Origin of the sequence: Microvirga lenta (assembly GCF_020532555.1) — a bacterium.
Classification (GTDB): Bacteria; Pseudomonadota; Alphaproteobacteria; order Rhizobiales; family Beijerinckiaceae; genus Microvirga; species Microvirga lenta.
Genome location: NZ_JAJBBR010000004.1, coordinates 45,903 through 66,940, shown reverse-complemented (window position 1 = coordinate 66,940; position 21,038 = coordinate 45,903). Strand labels below are relative to the sequence as shown.

The 21,038-nt window shown below is 67.6% G+C and carries 21 protein-coding genes; 10 read left to right on the top strand and 11 right to left on the bottom strand.

Annotated features, from left to right (window positions below; all coding sequences use genetic code 11):
• The first annotated feature begins 25 nt into the window (after nucleotides 1-25).
• Nucleotides 26-901 carry a ParB/RepB/Spo0J family partition protein gene (locus LGR44_RS06045; protein ID WP_226738339.1) on the top strand — a complete coding sequence of 292 codons (876 nt, stop codon included), beginning with the start codon at nucleotides 26-28 and terminating at the stop codon, nucleotides 899-901.
• A gap of 212 nt (nucleotides 902-1,113) precedes the next feature.
• Nucleotides 1,114-1,572 (top strand): DUF1801 domain-containing protein, encoded by a 459-nt coding sequence (locus LGR44_RS06040; RefSeq protein ID WP_319004818.1) that lies wholly within the window; start codon nucleotides 1,114-1,116, stop codon nucleotides 1,570-1,572.
• Nucleotides 1,573-1,585: 13 nt separating this feature from the next.
• On the opposite strand, the gene holA is transcribed toward LGR44_RS06040, so the two are convergent.
• From holA to leuS, 3 genes are read right to left on the bottom strand one after another with little or no spacing between them, the layout of a single operon-like run.
• Nucleotides 1,586-2,605 (bottom strand): DNA polymerase III subunit delta, encoded by a 1,020-nt coding sequence (gene holA, locus LGR44_RS06035; RefSeq protein ID WP_226738337.1) that lies wholly within the window; start codon nucleotides 2,603-2,605, stop codon nucleotides 1,586-1,588.
• 6 nt (nucleotides 2,606-2,611) lie between these two features.
• Nucleotides 2,612-3,145, bottom strand: coding sequence for an LPS assembly lipoprotein LptE (gene lptE, locus LGR44_RS06030; RefSeq protein ID WP_226738334.1), 534 nt, complete (start codon nucleotides 3,143-3,145; stop codon nucleotides 2,612-2,614).
• Nucleotides 3,132-5,753, bottom strand: coding sequence for a leucine--tRNA ligase (gene leuS, locus LGR44_RS06025; RefSeq protein WP_226738332.1), 2,622 nt, complete (start codon nucleotides 5,751-5,753; stop codon nucleotides 3,132-3,134). The genes lptE and leuS overlap by 14 nt, the downstream gene beginning before the upstream one ends.
• Nucleotides 5,754-5,880: 127 nt before the next feature.
• Here leuS and LGR44_RS06020 point away from each other — a divergent pair, with 127 nt between their 5' ends.
• Entirely contained in the window at nucleotides 5,881-6,558 is a 678-nt protein-coding gene (locus tag LGR44_RS06020) for a YggS family pyridoxal phosphate-dependent enzyme (RefSeq protein ID WP_226738330.1), read from the top strand.
• Nucleotides 6,559-6,570: 12 nt separating this feature from the next.
• On the opposite strand, the gene LGR44_RS06015 is transcribed toward LGR44_RS06020, so the two are convergent.
• Entirely contained in the window at nucleotides 6,571-7,101 is a 531-nt protein-coding gene (locus LGR44_RS06015; protein ID WP_226738328.1) for a hypothetical protein, read from the bottom strand.
• A gap of 351 nt (nucleotides 7,102-7,452) precedes the next feature.
• Between LGR44_RS06015 and LGR44_RS06010 the strand changes: the two genes are divergently transcribed.
• Nucleotides 7,453-8,967, top strand: coding sequence for an ATP-binding cassette domain-containing protein (locus tag LGR44_RS06010; RefSeq protein WP_226738326.1), 1,515 nt, complete (start codon nucleotides 7,453-7,455; stop codon nucleotides 8,965-8,967).
• Nucleotides 8,968-8,979: 12 nt separating this feature from the next.
• On the opposite strand, the gene LGR44_RS06005 is transcribed toward LGR44_RS06010, so the two are convergent.
• Nucleotides 8,980-9,513, bottom strand: coding sequence for a L,D-transpeptidase family protein (locus tag LGR44_RS06005; RefSeq protein WP_226738324.1), 534 nt, complete (start codon nucleotides 9,511-9,513; stop codon nucleotides 8,980-8,982).
• 216 nt (nucleotides 9,514-9,729) lie between these two features.
• Between LGR44_RS06005 and LGR44_RS06000 the strand changes: the two genes are divergently transcribed.
• From LGR44_RS06000 to LGR44_RS05990, 3 genes are all read left to right on the top strand, one after another.
• On the top strand, nucleotides 9,730-10,416 hold the full coding sequence (locus LGR44_RS06000) for a response regulator transcription factor (protein WP_226738322.1): 687 nt from the start codon (nucleotides 9,730-9,732) through the stop codon (nucleotides 10,414-10,416).
• An 8-nt stretch (nucleotides 10,417-10,424) separates the two neighbouring features.
• Entirely contained in the window at nucleotides 10,425-10,925 is a 501-nt protein-coding gene (locus LGR44_RS05995; RefSeq protein WP_226738320.1) for a cyclic nucleotide-binding domain-containing protein, read from the top strand.
• Between the two features lie 118 nt (nucleotides 10,926-11,043).
• A complete protein-coding gene (locus LGR44_RS05990) occupies nucleotides 11,044-11,391 on the top strand; it encodes a hypothetical protein (RefSeq protein WP_226738317.1) in 348 nt (115 codons plus the stop codon).
• A gap of 168 nt (nucleotides 11,392-11,559) precedes the next feature.
• Here the strand turns inward: LGR44_RS05990 and LGR44_RS05985 are convergent, their stop codons facing one another.
• The 4 genes from LGR44_RS05985 to LGR44_RS05970 all read right to left on the bottom strand — a co-directional run bounded on the left by LGR44_RS05985 (nucleotide 11,560) and on the right by LGR44_RS05970 (nucleotide 16,841).
• Complete coding sequence (locus LGR44_RS05985) at nucleotides 11,560-11,991, bottom strand: hypothetical protein (RefSeq protein ID WP_226738315.1); 432 nt, start codon at nucleotides 11,989-11,991, stop codon at nucleotides 11,560-11,562.
• Between the two features lie 59 nt (nucleotides 11,992-12,050).
• Nucleotides 12,051-12,866, bottom strand: coding sequence for an exodeoxyribonuclease III (gene xth / locus LGR44_RS05980; protein WP_226738313.1), 816 nt, complete (start codon nucleotides 12,864-12,866; stop codon nucleotides 12,051-12,053).
• Nucleotides 12,867-13,178: 312 nt separating this feature from the next.
• On the bottom strand, nucleotides 13,179-14,138 hold the full coding sequence (locus LGR44_RS05975) for an outer-membrane lipoprotein carrier protein LolA (protein ID WP_226738311.1): 960 nt from the start codon (nucleotides 14,136-14,138) through the stop codon (nucleotides 13,179-13,181).
• Between the two features lie 99 nt (nucleotides 14,139-14,237).
• A complete protein-coding gene (locus LGR44_RS05970) occupies nucleotides 14,238-16,841 on the bottom strand; it encodes an FtsK/SpoIIIE family DNA translocase (protein WP_226738309.1) in 2,604 nt (867 codons plus the stop codon).
• A gap of 148 nt (nucleotides 16,842-16,989) precedes the next feature.
• Here LGR44_RS05970 and LGR44_RS05965 point away from each other — a divergent pair, with 148 nt between their 5' ends.
• Genes LGR44_RS05965 through LGR44_RS05955 form a run of 3 tightly spaced genes read left to right on the top strand, consistent with a single transcriptional unit; the run spans nucleotide 16,990 to nucleotide 18,971 of the window.
• Entirely contained in the window at nucleotides 16,990-17,358 is a 369-nt protein-coding gene (locus tag LGR44_RS05965) for a DUF2946 family protein (protein ID WP_226738307.1), read from the top strand.
• A gap of 46 nt (nucleotides 17,359-17,404) precedes the next feature.
• Nucleotides 17,405-18,349: a DUF1775 domain-containing protein gene (locus LGR44_RS05960; protein WP_226738305.1), complete on the top strand. Its 945-nt coding sequence runs from the start codon at nucleotides 17,405-17,407 to the stop codon at nucleotides 18,347-18,349.
• 25 nt (nucleotides 18,350-18,374) lie between these two features.
• Complete coding sequence (locus LGR44_RS05955) at nucleotides 18,375-18,971, top strand: SCO family protein (RefSeq protein WP_226738302.1); 597 nt, start codon at nucleotides 18,375-18,377, stop codon at nucleotides 18,969-18,971.
• A gap of 240 nt (nucleotides 18,972-19,211) precedes the next feature.
• Here LGR44_RS05955 and LGR44_RS05950 read toward each other — a convergent pair whose 3' ends face one another.
• Both LGR44_RS05950 and LGR44_RS05945 read right to left on the bottom strand, forming a co-directional pair.
• Nucleotides 19,212-20,576 carry an ammonium transporter gene (locus LGR44_RS05950; RefSeq protein ID WP_226738300.1) on the bottom strand — a complete coding sequence of 455 codons (1,365 nt, stop codon included), beginning with the start codon at nucleotides 20,574-20,576 and terminating at the stop codon, nucleotides 19,212-19,214.
• Nucleotides 20,577-20,613: 37 nt separating this feature from the next.
• Entirely contained in the window at nucleotides 20,614-20,952 is a 339-nt protein-coding gene (locus LGR44_RS05945; protein ID WP_226738298.1) for a P-II family nitrogen regulator, read from the bottom strand.
• Between the last annotated feature and the right edge of the window lie 86 nt (nucleotides 20,953-21,038).

Sequence of the window (21,038 nt, the reverse complement as noted above, 5' to 3'; positions counted from 1 at the left end):
TTCCTGAACACATCCGAGAGACAACATGGCAGACGAAGGCAAGTCGCGCTTGGGACGAGGATTGGCGGCTCTCATCGGAGAGGTCGGCGACGAGATGACGGTGGTGGAGCGCGGCCGGGGGCAGCGCAAGGTCCCGGTCGAGTTCCTGCGTCCGAACCCGCGCAACCCGCGAAAGGTTTTCGAGGACAGCGAGCTCAAGGAGCTGTCGCAGTCGATCAAGGACCGCGGCATCATCCAGCCCATCGTGGTCCGGCCCCTGGCGAACACGCCGGACGCCTACGAGATCGTCGCCGGCGAGCGCCGCTGGCGGGCGGCCCAGGTGGCGGGCCTGCACGAGGTGCCGGTGGTGATCGTCGAGATCGACGACAAGACCTCGCTCGAATACGCGATCCTGGAAAACGTCCAGCGCGCCGACCTCAATCCCATCGAGGAGGCGGAGGGCTATTCCCGGCTCATGGCCGAGTTCTCCTACACCCAGGAAAACCTCTCCAAGATCATCGGCAAGAGCCGCAGCCACATCGCCAACATGATGCGCCTCAGCGATCTGCCGCCGCCGGTGAAGAAGCTGCTGGTCGACCGGCAGATCACGGCAGGCCACGGCCGCGCGCTTCTGGCGGTGAGCGATCCGCAGCGGGTCGCCAAGCAGATCCTCGAACAGGGCCTCAGTGTGCGCCAGGTCGAGGAGATCGCCCAGGGCGACCAGGGCAAGCCGCCGAAGCTGGAGACCAAGTCGGCCGCCAAGCCCGTGAAGGACCCGGACACCCGCGCCCTCGAAAAGGCGCTCCAGGACGTGCTCGGCCTCTCGGTCGCCATCGATCACAAGGGGCAGGGCGGCGAGCTGCGCATCCGCTACAAGACCCTGGAGCAGCTCGACGGGCTGTGCCGGCGGTTGAATCCCTAAATCGACACCTTATGGAGCGAAAGGTACGGCGCTGATCGCTCCACCAACCGTAAGCTGAAGAAAAGCCGTCAGGCACCCTGCTGCGGGCCCTTCTCACCTCCGTGAGAAGGGCTGAGATCGCTCCGTGAGCAGATCGGGTCAGTTCTTTTGCTCAGTGCATTTTCGCGGATGGCGCGAAAGAATGTTGCAGCCTAGACTGACTTGGTGTCCGAGTGGCGCATGGAAATTTGCGCCAGCAACTTGCCGGGTGGTCTGTGACAGCAGCCTTCAGCGATCCCCAGATCGAAGCTACCTTCAACTCCTATCCCGCCCCTGTCCGAAAGCCATTGCTGAGGCTTCGCGATATCATCTTCGCGACAGCTCGGGAAACCAGCGGCGTCGGGGAATTACTGGAAACCCTGAAGTGGGGGCAGCCTGCCTATCTGCCTGTTAGGCCGCGGACAGGAACCACGATCAGGATCGATTCTGTCAAAGGCTCTGCATCAAGATACGCAGCGTACTTTCATTGCCAGACCACTCTCGTCGCGACGTTCCGAGAACTTTACCCCCGCGAGTTTTCATTTCAGGGCAACCGCGCCATCGTTCTATCTGCGGACGATGAGTTGCCTCTGGAAGCTTTCAAGCATTGTGTTGCAATGGCGCTGACATATCACAGGCGGCCGGCGAGCTGAGCGCGGGGGCCCCTTATCGCCGCGCGGCCCGTGCCAAATCGAGCAGGGTCTTGGCCGCGATGGTGTCGTCGAGATGGGACAGGCGCCGCGTGTCGAGAAGGCTCTGCTGCAGCTGAGCGATGGCCTGCTTGAGGCTGTCGGAGGTCCAGCGCTGGAGATGGCGCTCGATCAGGGGCTTGCGCCGGAAATGCAGGGCGCGCATGCCCTCGACCACCGCCCCGACGGGGCGGCCTTCCTCGATGGAAAGCCGGGCCGGCAGCAGCATCAGGGCATGGCGCAGGGCCGCCCCGAGCACCGTGGAGGCGTTCACGCCCTCGGCGGCAAGGCGGCGGGAGCCGATCTCGAGGCCCGCCCCGTCGCCCGCGAAGGCGGCGTCGACCACCGAATCCATGGCGAGGCTCGACACGTCGCTCATGATCGCGTCCACGTCCGCCAGGGTGATCTCACTCTGGCCGCGGGCATAGAGCATCAGCTTCGCCAGCTCGCCCCGGGTGGCGAGACGGTCGCCGCCGAGGCTCGCCAGGAGGGCGGTCCTGGCCTCGCGGCCGATGGAGAACCCGTTGCTCTTGAGGGTTTCGTCCACCACCGCGCCGAGGTCGCGGCCCGTATCGGCATAGCAGGGGAGGGCGAGCGCTTTCGGAGAGCGCTCGCACAGGGTGCGCAGCGGCGAGGATTTCTGCAGGTCGCCGCCCTCGATGACGATGACGGTGTCCTGCAGCTCGCCCTTGAGCACCACGTCCACGGCGGGCGCGATGTTGCGCGAGGTGCTCTTGATCCACAGCGCGCGCTTGCCGCCGAACAGGCCCATGGTGCCGGCCTCGTCCGCAAGGCGGCCGGGATCGGCCGCGATGTCGTCGCCGTCGATGCGGATCAGCTGGAACGGATCGGTCGGGTCCGGCACGGAGCGTTCGGCGAGCGCCCGCGCCCGCTCATTGATCAGCCCCACATCCGGTCCGTAGAACAGGAAGACGCCGATGCGCGGATCCGGGCGCCGCAGCGCCCCTTCCACGTCACCGGCTTTGACCGCCACCATCGGGCGTCAGGTGCGGGTGAGGGCCGCCGACAGCCGGGTCCTGACCTGCTCCGCTAGGGTCTTGGCCAGCCTGATCTCCGCATCGCGGGCGGCGCGGACGGTGGCGAAGCGCTGCTGGAAGCGGTCGTAGGAGGCATAGGCCGTGGCCACGCCCGTGGCGACGACCTGCGAGCCGTCCTTCGCCTTCAGGGTATAGGTGAGGTTGCCGGTGATCGTCGCCGAGAGGGCGCGGCCCGATTCCGTGTCGACGATAGGCGTCGTCAGGCCCTGATTGTAGGACAGGGTCAGGACATAACGCTTGGGAACCTCCGCGCCGGAACCGTTCAGCGCAAAGATCAGCTCGCTGCGCAGGTAATGCGCGAAGCGGGCCCGCGGCTCCGGCCACGTGATCTCGGGGATCTCGATCGCCGCGAGAGCATCCTGAAGCTGCTGGCCGGACGCGGTCGGGCCGTAGAGGGGACGGAAGCAGGCGGACAGGCCGAGAGAGAGGCCCGCGACGAGAGCGACGCGGGCAAAGCCTTTGAAATTAAGCGACGACATTCACGATCCTCTGCGGAACGACGATGATCTTGCGGGCAGGCTTTCCTTCCATAGCCTTTTGCACCGCTTCAAGCGAGAGCACGGCAGCCTCGATGGCGGCCTGATCCGCATCGCGGGCCACGGTGACGTCGGCCCGCTTCTTGCCGTTGACCTGGACGGGCAGGGTGACGGTATCCTCGACCAGGAGCGCGCGCTCGACCTGCGGCCATGCGGTGTCGGCCGCGAGGCCCTGTTCGCCCAGGGCCTCCCAGCATTCCTCCGCCAGATGCGGCATCATCGGAGCGAGCAGCTGCACGAAGATGCGGCCGGCCTCGCCGAAGGCCGCCGAGAGGCCCGGCTCGTCGGCGCCCTTCGCCTGGTTGGCCAGGTCCTGCAGGCTGTTGGCGAGTTCGTAGAGATGGGCGACGCAGCGGTTGAAGCGCAGGCGCTCCACATCCTCCTCGACCGCCGCCAGCGCCTTGTGCGCGGCCTTGCGCACGGCGATGCCGATGGGTCCTTCCGCAGCGGCATTGTTGCCGCCCGTCTTCCGGTCCGCGATTTCGCCCACCAGACGCCACACGCGCTGGACGAAGCGGCCCGCGCCCTGCACGCCCTCCTCGGTCCAGATCACGTCGCGCTCAGGGGGAGAGTCGGACAGCATGAACCAGCGGGCCGTGTCCGCGCCGTAGGAGGCGATGATCTCGTCCGGGTCCACGGTGTTCTTCTTCGACTTCGACATCTTCTCGATCGAGCCGATCTCGATCGGGGCGCCGGTCGTCACGTGGAAGGCCCGGCGAGCCGCGCCGTCGGATTCGATGCGCACGTCGCCCGGAAGCACCCAGGCGCCGCTTTCATCCTTGTAGGTCTCGTGCACCACCATGCCCTGCGTGAACAGGCCGGCGAAGGGCTCGTCGAGACCGGCATGGCCGGTCTTCTTCATCGCGCGGGTGAAGAAGCGCGAATAGAGCAGGTGCAGGATCGCGTGCTCGATGCCGCCGATATACTGGTCCACCGGCAGCCAGGAATCGACCGTGGCGCGGTCCGTCGGCTCGGTCTCCAGGGTCGGGTCGGTGAAGCGGGCGAAATACCAGGACGAATCCACGAAGGTGTCCATGGTGTCCGTCTCGCGCCGGGCCTTACCGCCGCATTGCGGGCAGTCCACGTGCTTCCAGGTCGGGTGCCGGTCGAGCGGGTTGCCCGGCACGTCGAAGGACACGTCCTCGGGCAGCACCACCGGGAGCTGGTCCTTCGGGACGGGCACCACGCCGCAGGCTTCGCAATGGATGATCGGGATCGGGCAGCCCCAGTAGCGCTGGCGCGAGATGCCCCAGTCGCGCAGGCGGAAATTCACCTTGCGCTCGGCCACCGGCCGGTTGTCGCGGGTTTCGCTCTCCAGGCGGCGGGCGACCTCCTCCTTCGCCTCCGCGATGGTGAGCCCATCGAGGAAGCGGGAATTGATCATCCGGCCCTCGCCGTCATAGGCGGTGTCGGTGATCACGAAGGAAGCCGGATCCGTGTCGGGCGGGCAAACCACGGGCGTGTTGCCCAGGCCGTACTTGTTGACGAAATCGAGGTCGCGCTGGTCGTGCGCCGGGCAGCCGAAGATCGCGCCCGTGCCGTATTCCATCAGGATGAAGTTCGCCACGTAGACCGGCAGCGTCCAGTTCGGATCGAACGGGTGCTGCGCGCGCACGCCCGTGTCGAAGCCGAGCTTCTCGGCCTTCTCGATGGCTTCCTGCGCGGTGCCGATGCGCTTGCACTCCTCGATGAAGGCGGCAAGCTCCGGGTTCTTCTCGGCGGCGGCGCGGGCGAGGGGATGATCGGGCGCGACCGCCATGAACCTGGCGCCGAAGAGGGTGTCGGGCCGCGTGGTGTAGATCTCGAGCTCGGTCTCGCCGTTGGGCACCGTGCCGGGCTGCAGGGCGAAGCGCACCAGCAGGCCCTCGGAGCGGCCGATCCAGTTGCGCTGCATCAGGCGCACCTTCTCGGGCCAGCGGTCCAGGGTGTCGAGCCTGTCGTCCAGGTCCTGCGCGTAGTCGGTGATCTTGAGGAACCACTGGGTCAGCTCGCGCTGCTCCACCAGGGCGCCCGAGCGCCAGCCGCGCCCGTCGATCACCTGCTCGTTGGCGAGCACGGTCTGGTCCACCGGGTCCCAGTTCACCTTGGCGGTCTTGCGGTCCACGAGCCCGGCCTCGAGGAAGTCCAGGAACATGCGCTGCTGGTGCTTGTAGTAGGCCGGATCGCAGGTGGCGATCTCGCGGCTCCAGTCGATGGCCAGGCCCATGGATTGCAGCTGGGCGCGCATGGTGGCGATGTTGGCGTAGGTCCATTCCTTGGGGTGGACCTTGTTCTGCATGGCCGCGTTCTCGGCCGGCATGCCGAAGGCGTCCCAGCCCATGGGATGGAGCACGTTGAAGCCCTTGGCCCGCTTGTAGCGCGCCACCACGTCGCCCATGGTGTAGTTGCGCACGTGGCCCATGTGGATGCGCCCCGACGGATAGGGAAACATCTCGAGCACGTAGTATTTCGGGCGCGGGTCGTCGTTCGGAGTCTTGAACAGGTCCTGGTCGTTCCAGACCTTCCGCCATTTCGGCTCGGCTTCCTTGGCGTTGTAGCGCTCAGGCCTCATTTTTCGTCACTATCCGTCATCGCAAAAGTCGAAGCGGCTTGCGCCGCCGGGTTGCGCCGGACTAGGACACAGCTCTCCCGCGCGGTCAACGGTTTCGCGCGCGCGAGAGCCCTGCAAGAGGAAGAGTATGAGCGACCATAATCCCGTCGAAGGCTTGCATCAGGTTCGCGCCGCCATCGGGCGCGCCGCAACCGACTACGACCGCGATCCGGCCGGGATCACTCTGGTGGCGGTCTCCAAGACCTTTCCGGCCGAGGATATCGAGCCCGTCCTGGCGGCGGGCCAGCGGGTCTTCGGCGAGAACTACGTGCAGGAGGCCAAGGCGAAATGGCCCGCCTTGCGGGAGCGCTATCCGGACGTGGAGCTTCACCTGATCGGCCCGCTCCAGTCCAACAAGGCGAAGGAGGCGGTCGCGCTCTTCGACGCGATCCACACCCTCGACCGCCCGTCTCTCGCGGAAGCCCTGGCGAAGGAGATCGCGAAAGCCGGCAGGGCGCCGCGCCTCCTGGTCCAGGTCAATACGGGGGAGGAGCCGCAGAAGGGCGGCGTCATGCCGGCCGAGGCGGATGCCTTCATCGAGGAATGCCGCACCCGGCACGGCCTCGCCATCGAGGGCCTGATGTGCATCCCGCCGGCGGAGGACCCGCCCTCGCCGCATTTCGCCCTGCTGGGCAAGATCGCGAAGCGGCACGGGCTGAAAACCCTGTCCATGGGCATGAGCGCCGATTTCGACGAGGCGATCCAGCTCGGCGCCACCCATGTGCGGGTGGGCAGCGCGATCTTCGGGACGCGGCCGAAGGCGTGAACGTCCGCGAGGCTAGTTCCTCAGCCCAACCGCATCGAAGGTCTTCTTCTTCCGGTTCCAGAAGTAGAGCATCGCCTCTCCCGGGCTGATGTGAAGAAGGCCCGGATGCTTCAGGGTCACGGCCTCGGGATACTGCTCCGACTCGCACAGGCCTCCCTGCAGGTCCCGAAAGGCGTTGCCGCAGACCGTCTCCCACCGCCCCGGCTCCGCGAGCCCGAGACCGTCCTCGGCCCCGACGGAGGCTCCGCCTTCCTCGGACCGGACCAGGACGTGGATCCGGTCGCCCATCCGGACGATCAGGTCGCGGACCCCGTCGGCCCTGCGGGCGGCGATCAGGGCCTTGTCCTTCCGGCCGTCGCCGTCGAAATCGGCCTCCACCGACAGGGGATCGGCGGAATCCGCCGGCACGTCTCCCTTATGGGACTTTTCCTCCTCCGCCGTCAGCGCCCGCCACTCGCCCAGCTCCTGCGACAGGGCGGGAGTGCAGGCGGCCAGAAGACCGATGCCCCAGAGGGCATGAAGGATCGTGCTGCGGCGGGACACGGCTGAGGTCATCCTGAAATCAGGAAATCATGGAGCTGCGAGAATGTCACGCCGGCGTCCCGGGTTGCGGTCGAGCCGCGGCGCGGTTAAGCTCTGGCCGTCGATCGAGGTTCGAACCAGGGAGGGTTGCATGTGTGAACAATACCAGCATCGCATGTTCGGCCCCTGGAATGCCCTGCAGCAGCTCGTTGCAGGGCCGGCCATCGAACGGATCTGACGACCCTCTCGTCTCCATCTCATTCTGGTCAGCTCTGAACGGCTCGTCCGCTGCGTCCATCGAGGACCCGCGGACCGACGGACGTTCCCAGTTTCGCGCGCCTTCGGGACCGCGCAGCACCAATGAGATGACCCATGGGCTCGATCAGCCTTCGCAATGTTTCCGCTATCGCGCAGACCACGCTCTTCCAGAACCTGACCCTCACCATCGGCGAGCGGGACCGTCTCGGTCTCGTGGCCGGGAACGGGGCGGGAAAATCGACGCTGCTCAGATGTCTCGCCGGCCTCTCCGAACCGACCGGGGGCGAGATCGTCCGCTCCCGCGGCCTGAAGGCGGCGCTGGTCGAGCAGGACATGCCGGACGACCTGCTGGATCTGTCCCTGCACGAAGCCATCTGCCGCGCCCTGCCTCCGGCGGAACGCGACCTCCAGGAATGGCGGATCGACGTCGTTCTCGACGAATTCGGGGCGCCCTCCGACCTACGTGAGCGTCCCGTGCGGGCGCTCAGCGGCGGCTGGCAGCGGCTGGCCCTGATCGCCCGCGCCTGGGTCACGGAGCCGGACCTCCTGCTGCTCGACGAGCCCACGAACCACCTCGACCTCGAAAAGCTCCTGCTCCTGGAGCGCTGGCTGAGGGACGTGGCGGACCGGGTTCCCGTGGTGGTCGCAAGCCACGACAGGGATTTCCTCGATGCCTGCACCAACCGCACCCTGTTTCTGCGGCCGGAGGAATCCGTCGCGTTCGCCCATCCCTATCGGCGCGCCCGCGACCTGCTCGATGCGCACGACGAGGCCGCCCAGGGACAGCGGGAGAAGACCCTTCGCGAGGTGAAGCGCCTGCGCGAGAGCGCGGCCGAGCTGCGCAATGTGGGCATCAACCGCGGCAGCGATGCGGCCCAGGTGAAGTCGGCGCAGATCAGGCGCCGCGCCGAGCAGCTGGAGCAGAGCGTCCGCGCCGTGCACAAGGAGAGGCCGGGCGAGATCCGGCTCGCCAATCGCGGCACGCACGCGAAGGTGCTTCTCTCGGTGGAGAACGTCGCCGTGCAGGCGCCCGACGGGCGAAAGCTGTTCCCGATCCCGAAGCTGGAGGTGGCGCAGGGGGATCGGATCGTGGTGCTCGGACGCAACGGAACGGGCAAATCCCAACTCGTCCGCCTGCTGCACCGGGCCATGCTTCAGCCGGACGGCCTGCCCGGCATCCGGGTGAGCCCGAGTCTCGCTCCGGGCTATGTGGATCAGGACATGCGGCAATTGCCGGACAGGGCGACGGCGCACGACTTCGTCCTGTCGCAGTTCCGCCTGGGCGACCAGCGCAGCCGGGCGGTGCTGGCGGAGGCGGGCTTCTCCATCGAAAGGCAGAATCTCCCCATCGGCCGCCTGTCGCCGGGCCAGAAGGCGCGGCTCGGCCTGCTGGCGCTGCGCCTCGCCAACCCGAACTTCTACCTCATGGACGAGCCCACCAACCACGTGGACATCCCGGGGCGGGAGCAGCTGGAATCGGAAATCCTCGATGCCGAAGCCACCTGCGTCGTGGTCTCCCACGACAGAAGCTTCGTGAAGACCGTCGGCACCCGGTTTCTTCTGATCGACAGGGGAAGGCTTCGGGAGGTCGACGGGCCGGAGGATTTCTACGAGAGCATCGGCGGCTGAGCGGTCCGCTGCCTATCCCACGATCTCGATCCTCGTGCGCGGTCCGATCCGCTCCATGAGGCGGCGGACCTTGCTCCGGTCCACGGCCACGCAGCCCTCGGTCGGGGTGAAGCCGGGGCGGGCGAGATGGAGGAAGATGGCGCTGCCGCGGCCCTTCACGATGGGGCCGCGGTTCCAGGCGATGTCGATCACCACGTCGTAGAGGTGGTCGTCGCGCCACATCGTCTCGTGGCTCGTCGGGCAGGGCAGGGGCACGAGGCGGTTGTAGCGCCGGTCCCGCACATCGTCCGACCAGCCGTCGTTGGGCCCGATCCGGCGCAGGGGCAGGCCGGTGCGCGGCCGCGGGCCGTGATCGCCGCGGTAGAAGGCCTGGATCAGGCGGAAGCGGCCCACGGGCGAGGCGCCGTCGCCCTCGCGCTTGGCCGGGCGGGTGCCGGAGCGGCCGAGCGCGCAGGGCAGCACCAGATTTCCGGCCTGCAGCCGGCCGCGCCGGTGGTCGAGGGGCGAGCGGTGGACGCGGATGAGGTCGACGTAATTGCGCTTCATGGGCAGTGGAAGGGTTGGCCCAACCCCTTGTTGTCAAGCTGGGAATGACTACTCTAGTACATGATCCGGAACCGGAAGTCCGCGCCCCCGTCGAGGCAGGCTTCGATTTTCCGGCACGGTCGTGCGGCGATTGAAGGACGGAGCGGTCCCGCCGGCATCAATCGTCCCCGAGACCGCTCCAGCGCCTGCTCGTTCCATCGTGTTGAAGGGTTTGAGATGTCGAATGCCAGCCGCCTCCTTGTCGTCGACGACGATCAGGACCTGCGCGACACCCTTGCCGAACAGCTCGGACTCTACGAGGAGTTTCGGATCACCACCGCCGAGACCGCGTCGGGAGCCATCGAGGCGGTCAAGGGCGACCGGATCGATCTCGCCATCATGGATGTGGGCCTGCCCGACATGGACGGGCGCGAGGCCGTCAAGATCATGCGCCAGGACGGCTTCCGCAGCCCGATCATCATGCTCACGGCCCAGGGCTCCGAGAACGACACGGTGATGGGGCTCGAAGCCGGCGCCAACGACTACGTCACCAAGCCGTTCAAGTTCGCCGTGCTGCTCGCCCGCATCCGGGCGCAGCTGCGCCAGTACGAGGCGAGCGAGGACGCGGTGTTCCAGATCGGGCCCTATACCTTCCGGCCCGGCTCCAAGCTCCTCACCACCGACAAGGGCTCCAAGCTCAAGCTGACCGAGAAGGAAACGGCGATCCTGCGCTATCTCTACCGCGCGGGCCAGTCCGTGGTCGGGCGCGAGACCCTGCTCACGGAGGTCTGGGGCTACAATTCCAACGTCACCACCCACACCCTGGAAACGCATATCTACCGGTTGCGGCAGAAGATCGAGGCCGATCCGTCCAATGCGCGCATCCTGGTCACCGAGCCCGGCGGCTACAAGCTGATTCCCTAGGGTTCGACATGGCGCTCGAAGACGATATCGCGATCCTGTCGAGGGCGCCCCTGTTCAACCTGCTGGACCGGGACGCCCTGCGGCTGGTCGCCTTCGCGTCCGAGAACCGGATCCTGCGGGCGGGGGACATGCTGTTCCGCAAGGGCGACCGCTCCGACGGCGGCTACGTGGTGAGCCAGGGCGCCATCGCGCTCGACGCGAAGGACGACGGCTCTCCCGCCGCCTTCGTCGCCGGCCCCGGCTCCCTCATCGGCCAGGCCGCGCTCTTCACCCGGGTCGAGCGCCCCGCCACCGCCATGGCGCGCGAGCCGTCCACGGTGATCCGCGTCACCCCCAGTCTCATGCGCCGCGTGCTGGAGGAGTTCCCCACCGCCGCCTCCGCCATGCACCAGGCCATGACGGAGGAGCTGACGCGGCTGAGCGACGGCCTGGAGCGGGTCCGCCGGCACCTCATCGCCATCGACGGCGGGGAGATCCCGGCCAGGAAACCGGGGCAGGACGAGGAGTAGGGCCGGCCCTGAGACCGTCCTCCGGAAACCGACGAACCTTCCTGAGCGGAATTTGAGGGTTCAAGAACGGCGCAAATCAGGTAACTTGGCCGCAGCTGCAACGAATCGGGGAAAGGCGATGCTCAAGATCCATCCCGGCATCAAGGCCATCGCGATTCTGGCAGGACCGGCCGCCTTGATCGTCGGCTATCATTCCGTGTCCCAGCATTTCGAACGGCCCCGGCCCTACGATCCCAGGACCGCCCAGATCATGTGGCGGATCTACGAAAAGTGCACGGAGCTGCCGAAGCTGCAGAGGACCGTCCGCTGCGACGAATACGTGACCTATTTCGAAGGCTGCGCCAAGGGACGGCACGGATGCAGCCTCGCCTCGTCCCACGCGCTCCTGGCGCGGCTGGATTTCGATCTGCCGCCGCTGCGGCTGCTGGTCGAAGAGGTCACGGTCACCCACGCATCGAGCCCGTGATCGGGACCGCCGTGTCATAGGCGGCTCCCGGGAGCCTCTAAAGCATCGGACAGGAAAAGTGGACTTGCACCTCTGGGTCCGATGCTTTCCCTATGGATGAGAGCATCGTTTCGGCGGAAAACCGGACCCACTTTTCGCTGGCGCGGACCTTCGGTTCCGCACGATGCTCTAGCGGCAATTCTCGCGGAAGAGCTTGCGCTTCTTGTCGTTCGAGTCACGCAGGTCCGCCCGGATGGCCTTCATCTCGGACGACTTGTACCTCTCGGCGCAGATCCGGTTTCCGCCGCCCTGCCAGTCGATCCGTTTCTGACTCGCGGCGATCGAGAGTCGCAGGGCCTCGCAGGTCTCCGGCTGCCAGGCGGCGTTGCGCGGCTGGGCGGCGAGGCGTCTAAGATAGGTCATCAGGGCCTCCTGGGCGTCCCGATGCACCTGCATGGCCTTCTCGTGACAGGCCTGCAGCACCTGATCCCGCGTCGCGGGAGACAGGGCCGCCGCCGGCTGTGACAAGCCGATCCCCATGCCGATCCCCATCAGGATCGTTCCGGCAACCAGCGCACGAGACGGGGAGGCGTGGGGGACAGGAGAGTTCTTGCGCGTCATGGAAGCAGCGTAGCAGCCGCGCCGCTGGAGCTGCACTCCCCGGTTGAGGAGGTGTCCGGTCAGAGCTCCAGCACCGCCGTGACCGGCACGTGGTCGGAGGGACGCTCCCAGCCGCGGGTCTCGCGGGTCACGTCGATGGAACGCACCGCGTCCCGGATGCCCTCCGACACCCAGATATGGTCGAGCCGGCGGCCCTTGTTGGCGGCGGCCCAGTCGGGCGAGCGGTAGCTCCACCAGGAATAGATCTTTTCGGGCTCGGGCCGGAGATGGCGCATGGCGTCGGTCCAGCCCGCCTCCTGGCGCAGCTCCTCCAGGGCGGTGGTCTCGACGGGCGTATGGCTGACCACGTCGAGGAGCTGCTTGTGGCTCCACACATCGTTCTCCAGGGGCGCCACATTGAGGTCGCCCACGAGGATGGCGGGCGAGGCGGTGGGCCTGGAGCGGCCGCCCCAGGCGCGCAGCTCCTCCATGAACTGGAGCTTGTGGCGGAATTTCTCGTTGAGGTCGGGATCGGGAATGTCGCCGCCGGCCGGCACGTAGAAGTTATGGATCACGAGGCCCGCGGCCGCCTTGGCCTGGGGCGAGAGCGTCACGGTGATGTGGCGGGCGTCGGCCCGGCCGCACATCTCCATCACGTTCGTCTCCGAGAACGGATAGCGCGACAGGATCGCGACCCCGTTATAGCCCTTCTGGCCCATATGCACGACGAAGGGATAGCCGAAGGATTGCAGCTCCTTCAGGGGAAACTTGTCGTTCGGGCACTTGGTCTCCTGCAGGCACAGGATGTCGGGCCGGCGCTCCTGCAGGAAGCGCTTCACCTGGTCGATGCGCAGGCGGACGGAATTGATGTTCCAGGTGGAGACGGTGAGGTTCACGGGCGGCTTCCCTTCGGCAGGACGCCCTGGGCTACGATAGATTCGGGATTGTGGGAAGAGATCCCTCCCTTTAAGTTGTAGTGAAGATAAATACAACTGAAGGGGGTATCAATGAGGACGAAGCTCGCAGCCTTTCTCACCGTCCTAAGCCTTGCGGCTGTTGCTCTTGCACCGGCCGCTCACGCGCGAAATACGCCCTGCTCGGGGAAGAAGGGGGGAGTCTCCCACTGCCGGTCCGGCAAGTTCGTGTGCAACGACGGTTCGACGAGCGCCTCCAAGAAGACCTGCTCACGCTGATCCGGCCGACGCTTCCTACCGGTTGCTGCCCACGATGGCCTCGTACTGGATCTTGAACAGCTCCGGATCCATGCGTCGGCCGCGCTGCGCCTTTTCGAGCACCACGATCGTCTGGAAGCCCTGCGGGTCGACGATGCGCCACTGGGACAGGTTCTCGACCTTCGGATCGAAGTAGAGGGTGATGCGAGAGGTGCCGCCGAGGGTCGACTTGTCCTCCAGGGAGATGCGCACCGAGTCGCCGTCGTTGGTGATGCCGCGAATGGCGATGTCCTGGCCGAGATTGACCCGCTCGCGCAGGAGGAACTTCAGCGGCGTCTGCGAGATCGAATAGAGGTCCTGGGTCGCGAGCTTGCGGTCGCGCACGGCCACCGAGGAGCCATCGGCGATCACCTCCAGGGTCGCCGGAGGGTCGTAGTCGAAGCGCACCTTGCCCGGCCGCTCCAGATAGAGCGTGCCGCCCAGGCGGCGGCCGTCGCCGCCCACCTGGGTGAAGTCGGCGACCAGGGTGCCGAGATTGGTGAAATAGGCGTTCGCCCGCTCCACGATCTCCCGGTTGGAGAGGGTTTCGATCCGGGCGGCGGCCGTGACCACGGGCTTCGGCACGATCTCCATCGGCTCCGCCGAGGCGACCTTCGGCGCCGGGGCGGTGGCTGCCGGACGCTCCGGAGGGGAGGGGGGCGGCGAAGCGGGCTTGGCGGCCGCAGGCTTCGCCCGTGCGACGATGGGATCCGGCTCGGGCTCGGCGACGGCCACCGGTCCGGGAGCGGCGGCCGGAGCGTGGAAGCTCGCGGTCGGCAGGGGCGCCGTCGAGAGGGTGAAGCCCTGGGCGGCCGAGGCGATGGTCGGCGGCTCGACCGGGTGGGCCGGCGGCCGGAAGAGATCCATCGGCAGCACCTGGGCCGCAGCCGGCACCGCGCCCGCACCCACGAGGGGGGCCACGATGGTCACGAGGCGTGCAAGGCCCGAAAGGCGCATCCGGATCAACTCCTTACTCCCCGTAATAGCGGCTGCGTCGGGGACATCATATGGTTACATGATGACGCAGCATCCAGGCCAAGGTTCCTGCCGCGCCGCTCAATCCTCGTCGAGCCCGGCGGTCTCCAGCAGGATCTCGCGCTTGCCCGCGTGGTTGGCGGGACCGACGATGCCTTCCTTCTCCATGCGCTCCATGAGCGAGGCGGCGCGGTTGTAGCCGATCTGCAGGCGGCGCTGGATATAGGAGGTCGAGGCCTTCTTGTCCCGCAGCACCACGGCGATCGCCTGGTCGTAGAGGTCGCCCCCGCCCGATCCGAACTCGCCCTGGTCGAAGACGGGCGTGTCGCCGCCGTCCCCGCCGCCATCCTCGTCCGCCGTGACCGCTTCGAGATATTGCGGACGGCCCTGGCGTTTGAGGTGGGCGACGACCTTCTCGACCTCCTCGTCGGAGCAGAACGGCCCGTGCACGCGCGTGATGCGCCCGCCGCCGGCCATGTACAGCATGTCGCCCTGCCCCAGAAGCTGCTCGGCGCCCATCTCGCCCAGGATCGTGCGCGAGTCGATCTTCGACGTCACCTGGAAGGAAATGCGGGTCGGGAAGTTCGCCTTGATCGTGCCGGTGATCACGTCGACGGATGGCCGTTGCGTCGCCAGGATCACGTGAATGCCCGCCGCACGCGCCATCTGGGCCAGACGCTGGATCGCGCCTTCGATGTCCTTGCCGGCCACCATCATCAGGTCGGCCATCTCGTCGACGATCACCACGATGTAGGGCAGGGGCTCGAGATCCATGATCTCGTCCTCGTACACCGCCTCCCCCGTCTCCTTGTCGAAGCCGGTCTGCACCGTGCGGGTGATCGTCTCGCCTCTGGCCTTGGCCTCCGAGACGCGGGCGTTGAAGCCGTCGATGTTGCGCACCCCCAGCTTCGACATCTTCTTGTACCGGTCCTCCATCTCCCGGACCGCCCATTTGAGCGCCACCACGGCCTTCTTCGGGTCGGTGACGACAGGGGTGAGGAGGTGGGGAATGCCGTCATAGACCGACAGCTCCAGCATCTTCGGGTCCACCATGATCAGGCGGCATTCCTCGGGCTTCATGCGATACACGAGGGAGAGGATCATGGTGTTGATGGCGACCGACTTGCCCGAGCCGGTGGTGCCGGCCACCAGCAGGTGCGGCATGCGCGCCAGATCCGCGATCACCGGCTCGCCGCCGATGGTCTTGCCGAGGCACAGGGCGAGCTTGTGCTTCGAGGTCTCGAAATCCTGGCTCGCCAGAAGCTCGCGCAGAAAAACCGTCTCGCGCTTGTGGTTGGGCAGTTCGATGCCGATGGCGTTGCGGCCCTGCACCACCGCGACGCGGGCCGAGACCGCGCTCATGGAGCGGGCGATGTCGTCGGCCAGCGAGATGACGCGCGACGACTTGGTGCCGGGGGCCGGCTCCAGCTCGTAGAGCGTCACCACCGGGCCGGGGCGCACGTTGATGATCTCGCCCTTCACGCCGAAATCCTCCAGCGTGCCTTCGAGAAGCGTCGCGTTCTGCTCGAGCGCGTCGGCGGAGACCACGGGACCGGCCGGCTTCTTCGGCTCCGCCAGGAGCGTGAGCGCGGGAAGCTGGTAGTCGCCGTCGTCGAGGAGCGAGGGCTGGGCCTCTCGCGCCATGCGTCGCCCGGGCTTGGGCGCGGCGGGAACCGGCGCCACCCGGGTCGGTGCCGGCTCGGGCTGCGCGACACGGGGCACGCCGGGCAGGGGAGGAGGGCCTTCCCCCCAATCGTCGTCCTCGTCGTAGACCGGCGCAGCGACGCCGGCCGGGCGGCCGCGGGCGGGCCCCGCCTCCAGCACCGGCTCGCGCCGCGCGAAACCCCTGTCCGGCGACCCGCGCCGGGCCGTGCTCGCAGGCGCGGGGATGTCGGCAAGATCGTCCTCCTCGGGATGGCCCCTGCGCTCGCTCCAGCGCCGGGCTGCGCTGCGAAGGCTCATGACGCCATGGGCAAGGGCGCCGAGGGACACGATGCCCCAGCCGGGCTCATCGGAGCCGGGCTCGTCGGCCTCTTCCCAGTCCTGGGTCTTGCGGCCGCGCTTCGCGGGGCGGGGATCGTCGAAATCCTCCAGGTCCTCCGGGTGCCTCTCCTCGGAGAGGCCGAAGCCGCAGGCGGCGGTGAGGGTGAGAATCGTCAGGCCGGCGAAGACGAGGCCGAGAATGGCGTGGGCGGGTCCGCCGGACAGGCCGGTCACGGCTTTCGCGGCGGTGAGGATCGCGTCGCCCACCACGCCGCCGAGGCCGGTCGGCAGGGGCCAGCGGTCCGTGGCCGGCAGGGCGCTGGCCAGCGCCGTGGCGGCTCCCGCGCCGATGATCCACAGGGCCAGACGCAGCTGTCCGCGTCCGAGCTCGCCCGCTTTCATGAGGCGCCAGCCCCAGAGCGCGAGCGGCAGCAGGGCCGCGATGGCCCCGAGGCCGAGAAGCTGCATCAGCAGGTCGGCCACGATGGCGCCGGGCCAGCCGATCATGTTGCGCACGGGGGCGTCGGTGGCGTTGTTGAGGCTCGGGTCGTCCACCGACCAGGTGGCCAGGGCCACCGCGACGGCGCCCGCGAAGGCGATCAGGCACAGGCCCGTCAGCTCCTGGGCCCTGCGGGCGAGGGCGGCTCGCAGGGCGCTGAAGAGCCCGTCGTAGGCGGAGGAGGAGCGGCGGACGGTGCGCATGGAACGACTGAAGACCTGGATCTAGAGTTACGATTCCCACTCTAGGAAAGGCTGGTTAAGGGTCCTTTAACCCTACCCGCCCGGCGTTTCGGACATTGACGGAACGGGCGGGAAAGATCAGTGTCCCGCCATGTCGCGCAGGGCGTTCATGACAGGCGGAAAACGGGCCGTTCTCGCGGTCGCGCTCGCCTATGTCCTGGTCCTGCAGGGCCTGCTCCTCTCCATGGCCGGTGCCGTTCAGGCGGGGTCGGGCCATCTGCCGCAGGCCATCCTCTGCCTGACGGAGGCCGACCGGGCGCCCGACGATCCGGCGCCGGCGAAAGCGCATGACGGGCTTTGCTGCCTTCTCGGCTGCCACGGCGCCGGGTCCGCCGGCGGTCCGCTCCCCGCGGCCGCCATGGTGGCCCCCGTCCCGCGTCGGGCCGTGGCGGCGGATGCCCGTCCGGCGACGCCCGTCCTGCCCGTCGCCTCCACGATCCTGCCTGTCGGCTCGCGCGCACCGCCGCGCCTCGGTTGATCTTTCTCCCGAACACGCCGACCCAAGCCAACAGGATCATTCCATCATGACATCGTCTTCCTCCGCCGGCGCGCTCGTCGCGGCCGCGCTCCTCGCCGTTTCCACCCCGGCGCTCGCCCATGTGACCTTCGAGACGGCCCGGGCGGCCCCGAACGCCACCTACAAGGGCGTGCTGCGCATCCCCCATGGCTGCAACGGGCAGCCGACCCTGAAGGTCCAGGTCCGCATCCCCGAGGGCGTCATCGACGCCAGGCCGATGCCGAAGGCGGGCTGGACCCTGGAGACCGCCCGGGCTCCTTATGCGAAAACCTATCGCCAGCACGGCGAGCCGGTCTCCGAGGGCGTGACCGGGATCACGTGGTCGGGCTCCCTCGAGGACGGCCATTACGACGAGTTCGTATTCCAGGCGCGGATCACGGATGCCTTCGCGGCGGGCTCCACGGTCCATTTCCCCGTCGTGCAGACCTGCGCCAACGGCACGGAGGAATGGACGCAGATCCCCGCCGCCGAACAGGACCCGCACAGCCTGAGCCATCCGGCTCCGGGCGTGACCCTCGTGGCGGCTCCGGGCGCGTCCGCATCGGCCACCGCCGGAAGCCTCGCCATCGAGCAGCCCTGGTCCCGGGCGACCCCACCCGGCGCCAAGGTCGGCGGCGGCTATCTGCGGATCACCAACAAGGGCCAGGAGCCGGACCGGCTCGTCGGCGGCTCGTTTCCCCTCGCCGGCCGGGTCGAGATGCACGAGATGTCCCTCGACGGCACCGTCATGCGCATGAAGCCGGTACAGGGCGGGCTCGCGATCGAACCGGGCCGGACGCTCGAATTCAAGCCGGGCGGCTACCATCTCATGTTCATGGACCTCAAGGAGCCCTTGAGGGCGGGCCAGACCCACAAGGGCACCCTCGTGTTCGAGAAGGCCGGGACGGTCGAGGTCGAATACGCGGTCCGTCCCATGGGCGCGCAGGGCGCGGCCGAGCACAAGCACCACTGAACCGACGCGATCGGGAGACGAACCCATGATCCTCAAGCGATCCCTTCTCTTGCCGCTCAGCGTGTTTCTCGTGGCGGCGCTCACCCTGCTCGTGACGGTGCTGCTGCTGGTGCCCGAGCCGCAGCAGAACCAGTCGCGGGTGCCCATCGGCGGTCCGTTCCGGCTGACCTCGCACGAGGGCAAGCCCTTCACCGAGGCGGACCTGAAGGGGAAGCCCTTCGCGGTCTTCTTCGGCTTCACCCACTGCCCGGAGGTGTGCCCGACGACGCTCTACGACCTCACCCAGGACCTGCAGGCCCTGGGACCGGACGCGGACAAGCTGAACGTCGCCTTCATCACGGTGGACCCCGCCCGCGACACGCCGGAACTGCTGAAGTCCTACCTCTCGTCCTTCGATCCGCGCATCGTCGGCCTGACCGGCACGGAGGAGGAGATCGCCGCGGTGGCCAAGGAGTACAAGGTGTATTTCCGCAAGGTTCCGACCGACGGGGACTACACCATGGACCACACGGCCACGATCTTCCTGATGGACTCGAAGGGCGATTTCTACGGCACGTCCAACTTCCAGGAATCGGACGAGGTCCGGCGCTCGAAACTGCAGCAGCTCGTGAAGAACGGGTGAGGTTCTCGCCTTCGGGTGTCATTCCGGGGCGAGCGTCAGCGAGAGCCCGGAACCCAGGGCCGCTGACGGTGCAGGATGAGGTGGCACCGCTGTCACTCCTTCCTGAAACGCTGGCGTTCATGGGTTCCGGGCTCGGCTCTGACGAGCCGCCCCGGAATGACGGCGAAGCAAAAGGAAAGCCCCGGCCTTGCGACCGGGGCTTCTTCGTTTCGAGCCCTCTGGAGGCCTTCGTCTTGTTCGTCAGTAGTTGTAGGCGCGCTCGCCGTGATCGGCGAGATCGAGGCCTTCGCGCTCCGCATCGGGCGTGACCCGCAGGCCGACCACCAGGTCGACCAGCTTGAAGAGGATCAGCGATCCGCCGGTGGTCCAGATGAGGGTGATGACCACGGCGACGAACTGGGTCCAGAGCTGACCACCGATGGTGTATTCGCCGACGCCGTAGCCGCCGAGCGACGGGGCCGCGACGATGGCCGTGCCCAGGGCGCCGACGATGCCGCCCACGCCGTGGATGCCGAACACGTCGAGGGCGTCGTCGTAGCCGAGCGCGTTCTTCACGCTGGTGACCGCGTAGTAGCAGATCACGCCCGCCACGAGGCCGAGCACGATGGCCCCCATGGGGCCGGACAGGCCCGCCGCCGGGGTGATCGCCACGAGGCCCGCGACGGCGCCGGAGGCGATGCCGAGCAGCGAGGCCTTGCCCTTGGCCATGGCTTCCACGGTCATCCAGGCGAGGCCGGCCGCCGCCGGGGCGAGGATGGTGTTGACCAGCGCCAGCGCAGCGCCGCCCGTGGCCTCCAGGTTGGAGCCCGCGTTGAAGCCGAACCAGCCGACCCAGAGCATGCAGGCGCCCACGAAGGTGAGGGTGAGCGAGTGCGGGGCGAGCAGGTCGCGGCCGTAGCCGATGCGCTTGCCGATCATGATCGCGCCCACGAGGGCGGCGACGCCCGAGTTGATGTGCACCACCGTGCCGCCGGCGAAGTCGAGGGCGCCGAGAGCGAAGAGATAGCCCTCCGAGAACCACACCATGTGGGCGACGGGCAGGTAGATCACCGTGACCCAGAGGCCCGTGAACAGCATGACCGCGCTGAACCTGATGCGCTCGGCGAAGGCGCCGACGATCAGGGCCGGCGTGAGTGCCGCGAAGGTGAGCTGGAAGGCCACGAAGGTGAGCTCGGGAATCGCCACGCCCTTGGTGAAGGTGTCGGCGGTGGAATCCGTGGTCACGCCGGCCAGGAAGGCTTTCGAGAAGCCGCCGATGAAGGCCCCGAGGCCTTCGGGACCCGACGTGAAGGCGAGCGAATAGCCGTAGAAGACCCACAGGATGGCGACGAGGCTGAACACCGCGAAGACCTGCATCAGCACGGAGAGCATGTTCTTGGTGCGCACGAGGCCGCCATAGAACAGGGCAAGGCCCGGGATCGTCATGAGGATGACCAGGATGGTCGAGACGAGCATCCAGGTGGTGTCGCCCTTGCTGACTGTGGGGGCGGTGGCGGCAGCCTCGGCCGCGGGAGCGGCGGCGTCCTGCGCGAGGGCGGGATCGAGGGCGAGCAGGCCGAGCGCCGCTCCCCCGAGGGCTGTCATGAGAAGAGGACGGATTTTCATCGGATAAGGACTCCGGAACGCTGGAAAGGGATTGGGCTCAGAGGGCGTCGGCATCGGTCTCGCCGGTGCGGATGCGGACCGCTTTCTCGAGCGAGGTGACGAAGATCTTGCCGTCGCCGATCTGGCCGGTGCGGGCCGAGGTGGTGATCGCGTCGATCACCTGGCCGACGAGTTCCGTGGCGACCGCCACCTCGATCTTCAGCTTCGGCAGGAAGCTCACGGCGTATTCGGCGCCGCGATAGATCTCCGTATGGCCTTTCTGCCGGCCGTAACCCTTCACTTCAGTCACGGTGAGGCCGTGGACGCCGAGGGCGGTGAGCGAGTCGCGCACCTCCTCCAGCTTGAACGGCTTGATGACCGCCATCACGATTTTCATGGGTTGAGCCCCCTTTCAGATGCCTTCGAACCGCACGCGGCCCGGTGGCGTTGTCCTGCGAACCCGGCCTGCCGGCGCGGGTGTCG

Excerpts from the sequence above, each read along its gene's own strand:
- LGR44_RS05945 (WP_226738298.1), bottom strand. The coding sequence starts at position 20,952 with ATGAAAATCGTGATGGCGGTCATCAAGCCGTTCAAGCTGGAGGAGGTG.
- LGR44_RS05960 (WP_226738305.1), top strand. The coding sequence starts at position 17,405 with ATGACATCGTCTTCCTCCGCCGGCGCGCTCGTCGCGGCCGCGCTCCTC.
- leuS (WP_226738332.1), bottom strand. The coding sequence starts at position 5,753 with ATGAGGCCTGAGCGCTACAACGCCAAGGAAGCCGAGCCGAAATGGCGG.
- LGR44_RS05955 (WP_226738302.1), top strand. The coding sequence starts at position 18,375 with ATGATCCTCAAGCGATCCCTTCTCTTGCCGCTCAGCGTGTTTCTCGTG.
- holA (WP_226738337.1), bottom strand. The coding sequence starts at position 2,605 with ATGGTGGCGGTCAAAGCCGGTGACGTGGAAGGGGCGCTGCGGCGCCCG.
- LGR44_RS05990 (WP_226738317.1), top strand. The coding sequence starts at position 11,044 with ATGCTCAAGATCCATCCCGGCATCAAGGCCATCGCGATTCTGGCAGGA.
- LGR44_RS06010 (WP_226738326.1), top strand. The coding sequence starts at position 7,453 with ATGGGCTCGATCAGCCTTCGCAATGTTTCCGCTATCGCGCAGACCACG.
- LGR44_RS05995 (WP_226738320.1), top strand. The coding sequence starts at position 10,425 with ATGGCGCTCGAAGACGATATCGCGATCCTGTCGAGGGCGCCCCTGTTC.
- LGR44_RS05950 (WP_226738300.1), bottom strand. The coding sequence starts at position 20,576 with ATGAAAATCCGTCCTCTTCTCATGACAGCCCTCGGGGGAGCGGCGCTC.
- LGR44_RS05985 (WP_226738315.1), bottom strand. The coding sequence starts at position 11,991 with ATGACGCGCAAGAACTCTCCTGTCCCCCACGCCTCCCCGTCTCGTGCG.
- LGR44_RS06045 (WP_226738339.1), top strand. The coding sequence starts at position 26 with ATGGCAGACGAAGGCAAGTCGCGCTTGGGACGAGGATTGGCGGCTCTC.
- lptE (WP_226738334.1), bottom strand. The coding sequence starts at position 3,145 with ATGTCGTCGCTTAATTTCAAAGGCTTTGCCCGCGTCGCTCTCGTCGCG.
- LGR44_RS06020 (WP_226738330.1), top strand. The coding sequence starts at position 5,881 with ATGAGCGACCATAATCCCGTCGAAGGCTTGCATCAGGTTCGCGCCGCC.
- LGR44_RS05970 (WP_226738309.1), bottom strand. The coding sequence starts at position 16,841 with ATGCGCACCGTCCGCCGCTCCTCCTCCGCCTACGACGGGCTCTTCAGC.
- LGR44_RS05975 (WP_226738311.1), bottom strand. The coding sequence starts at position 14,138 with ATGCGCCTTTCGGGCCTTGCACGCCTCGTGACCATCGTGGCCCCCCTC.
- LGR44_RS05965 (WP_226738307.1), top strand. The coding sequence starts at position 16,990 with ATGACAGGCGGAAAACGGGCCGTTCTCGCGGTCGCGCTCGCCTATGTC.
- LGR44_RS06005 (WP_226738324.1), bottom strand. The coding sequence starts at position 9,513 with ATGAAGCGCAATTACGTCGACCTCATCCGCGTCCACCGCTCGCCCCTC.
- LGR44_RS06000 (WP_226738322.1), top strand. The coding sequence starts at position 9,730 with ATGTCGAATGCCAGCCGCCTCCTTGTCGTCGACGACGATCAGGACCTG.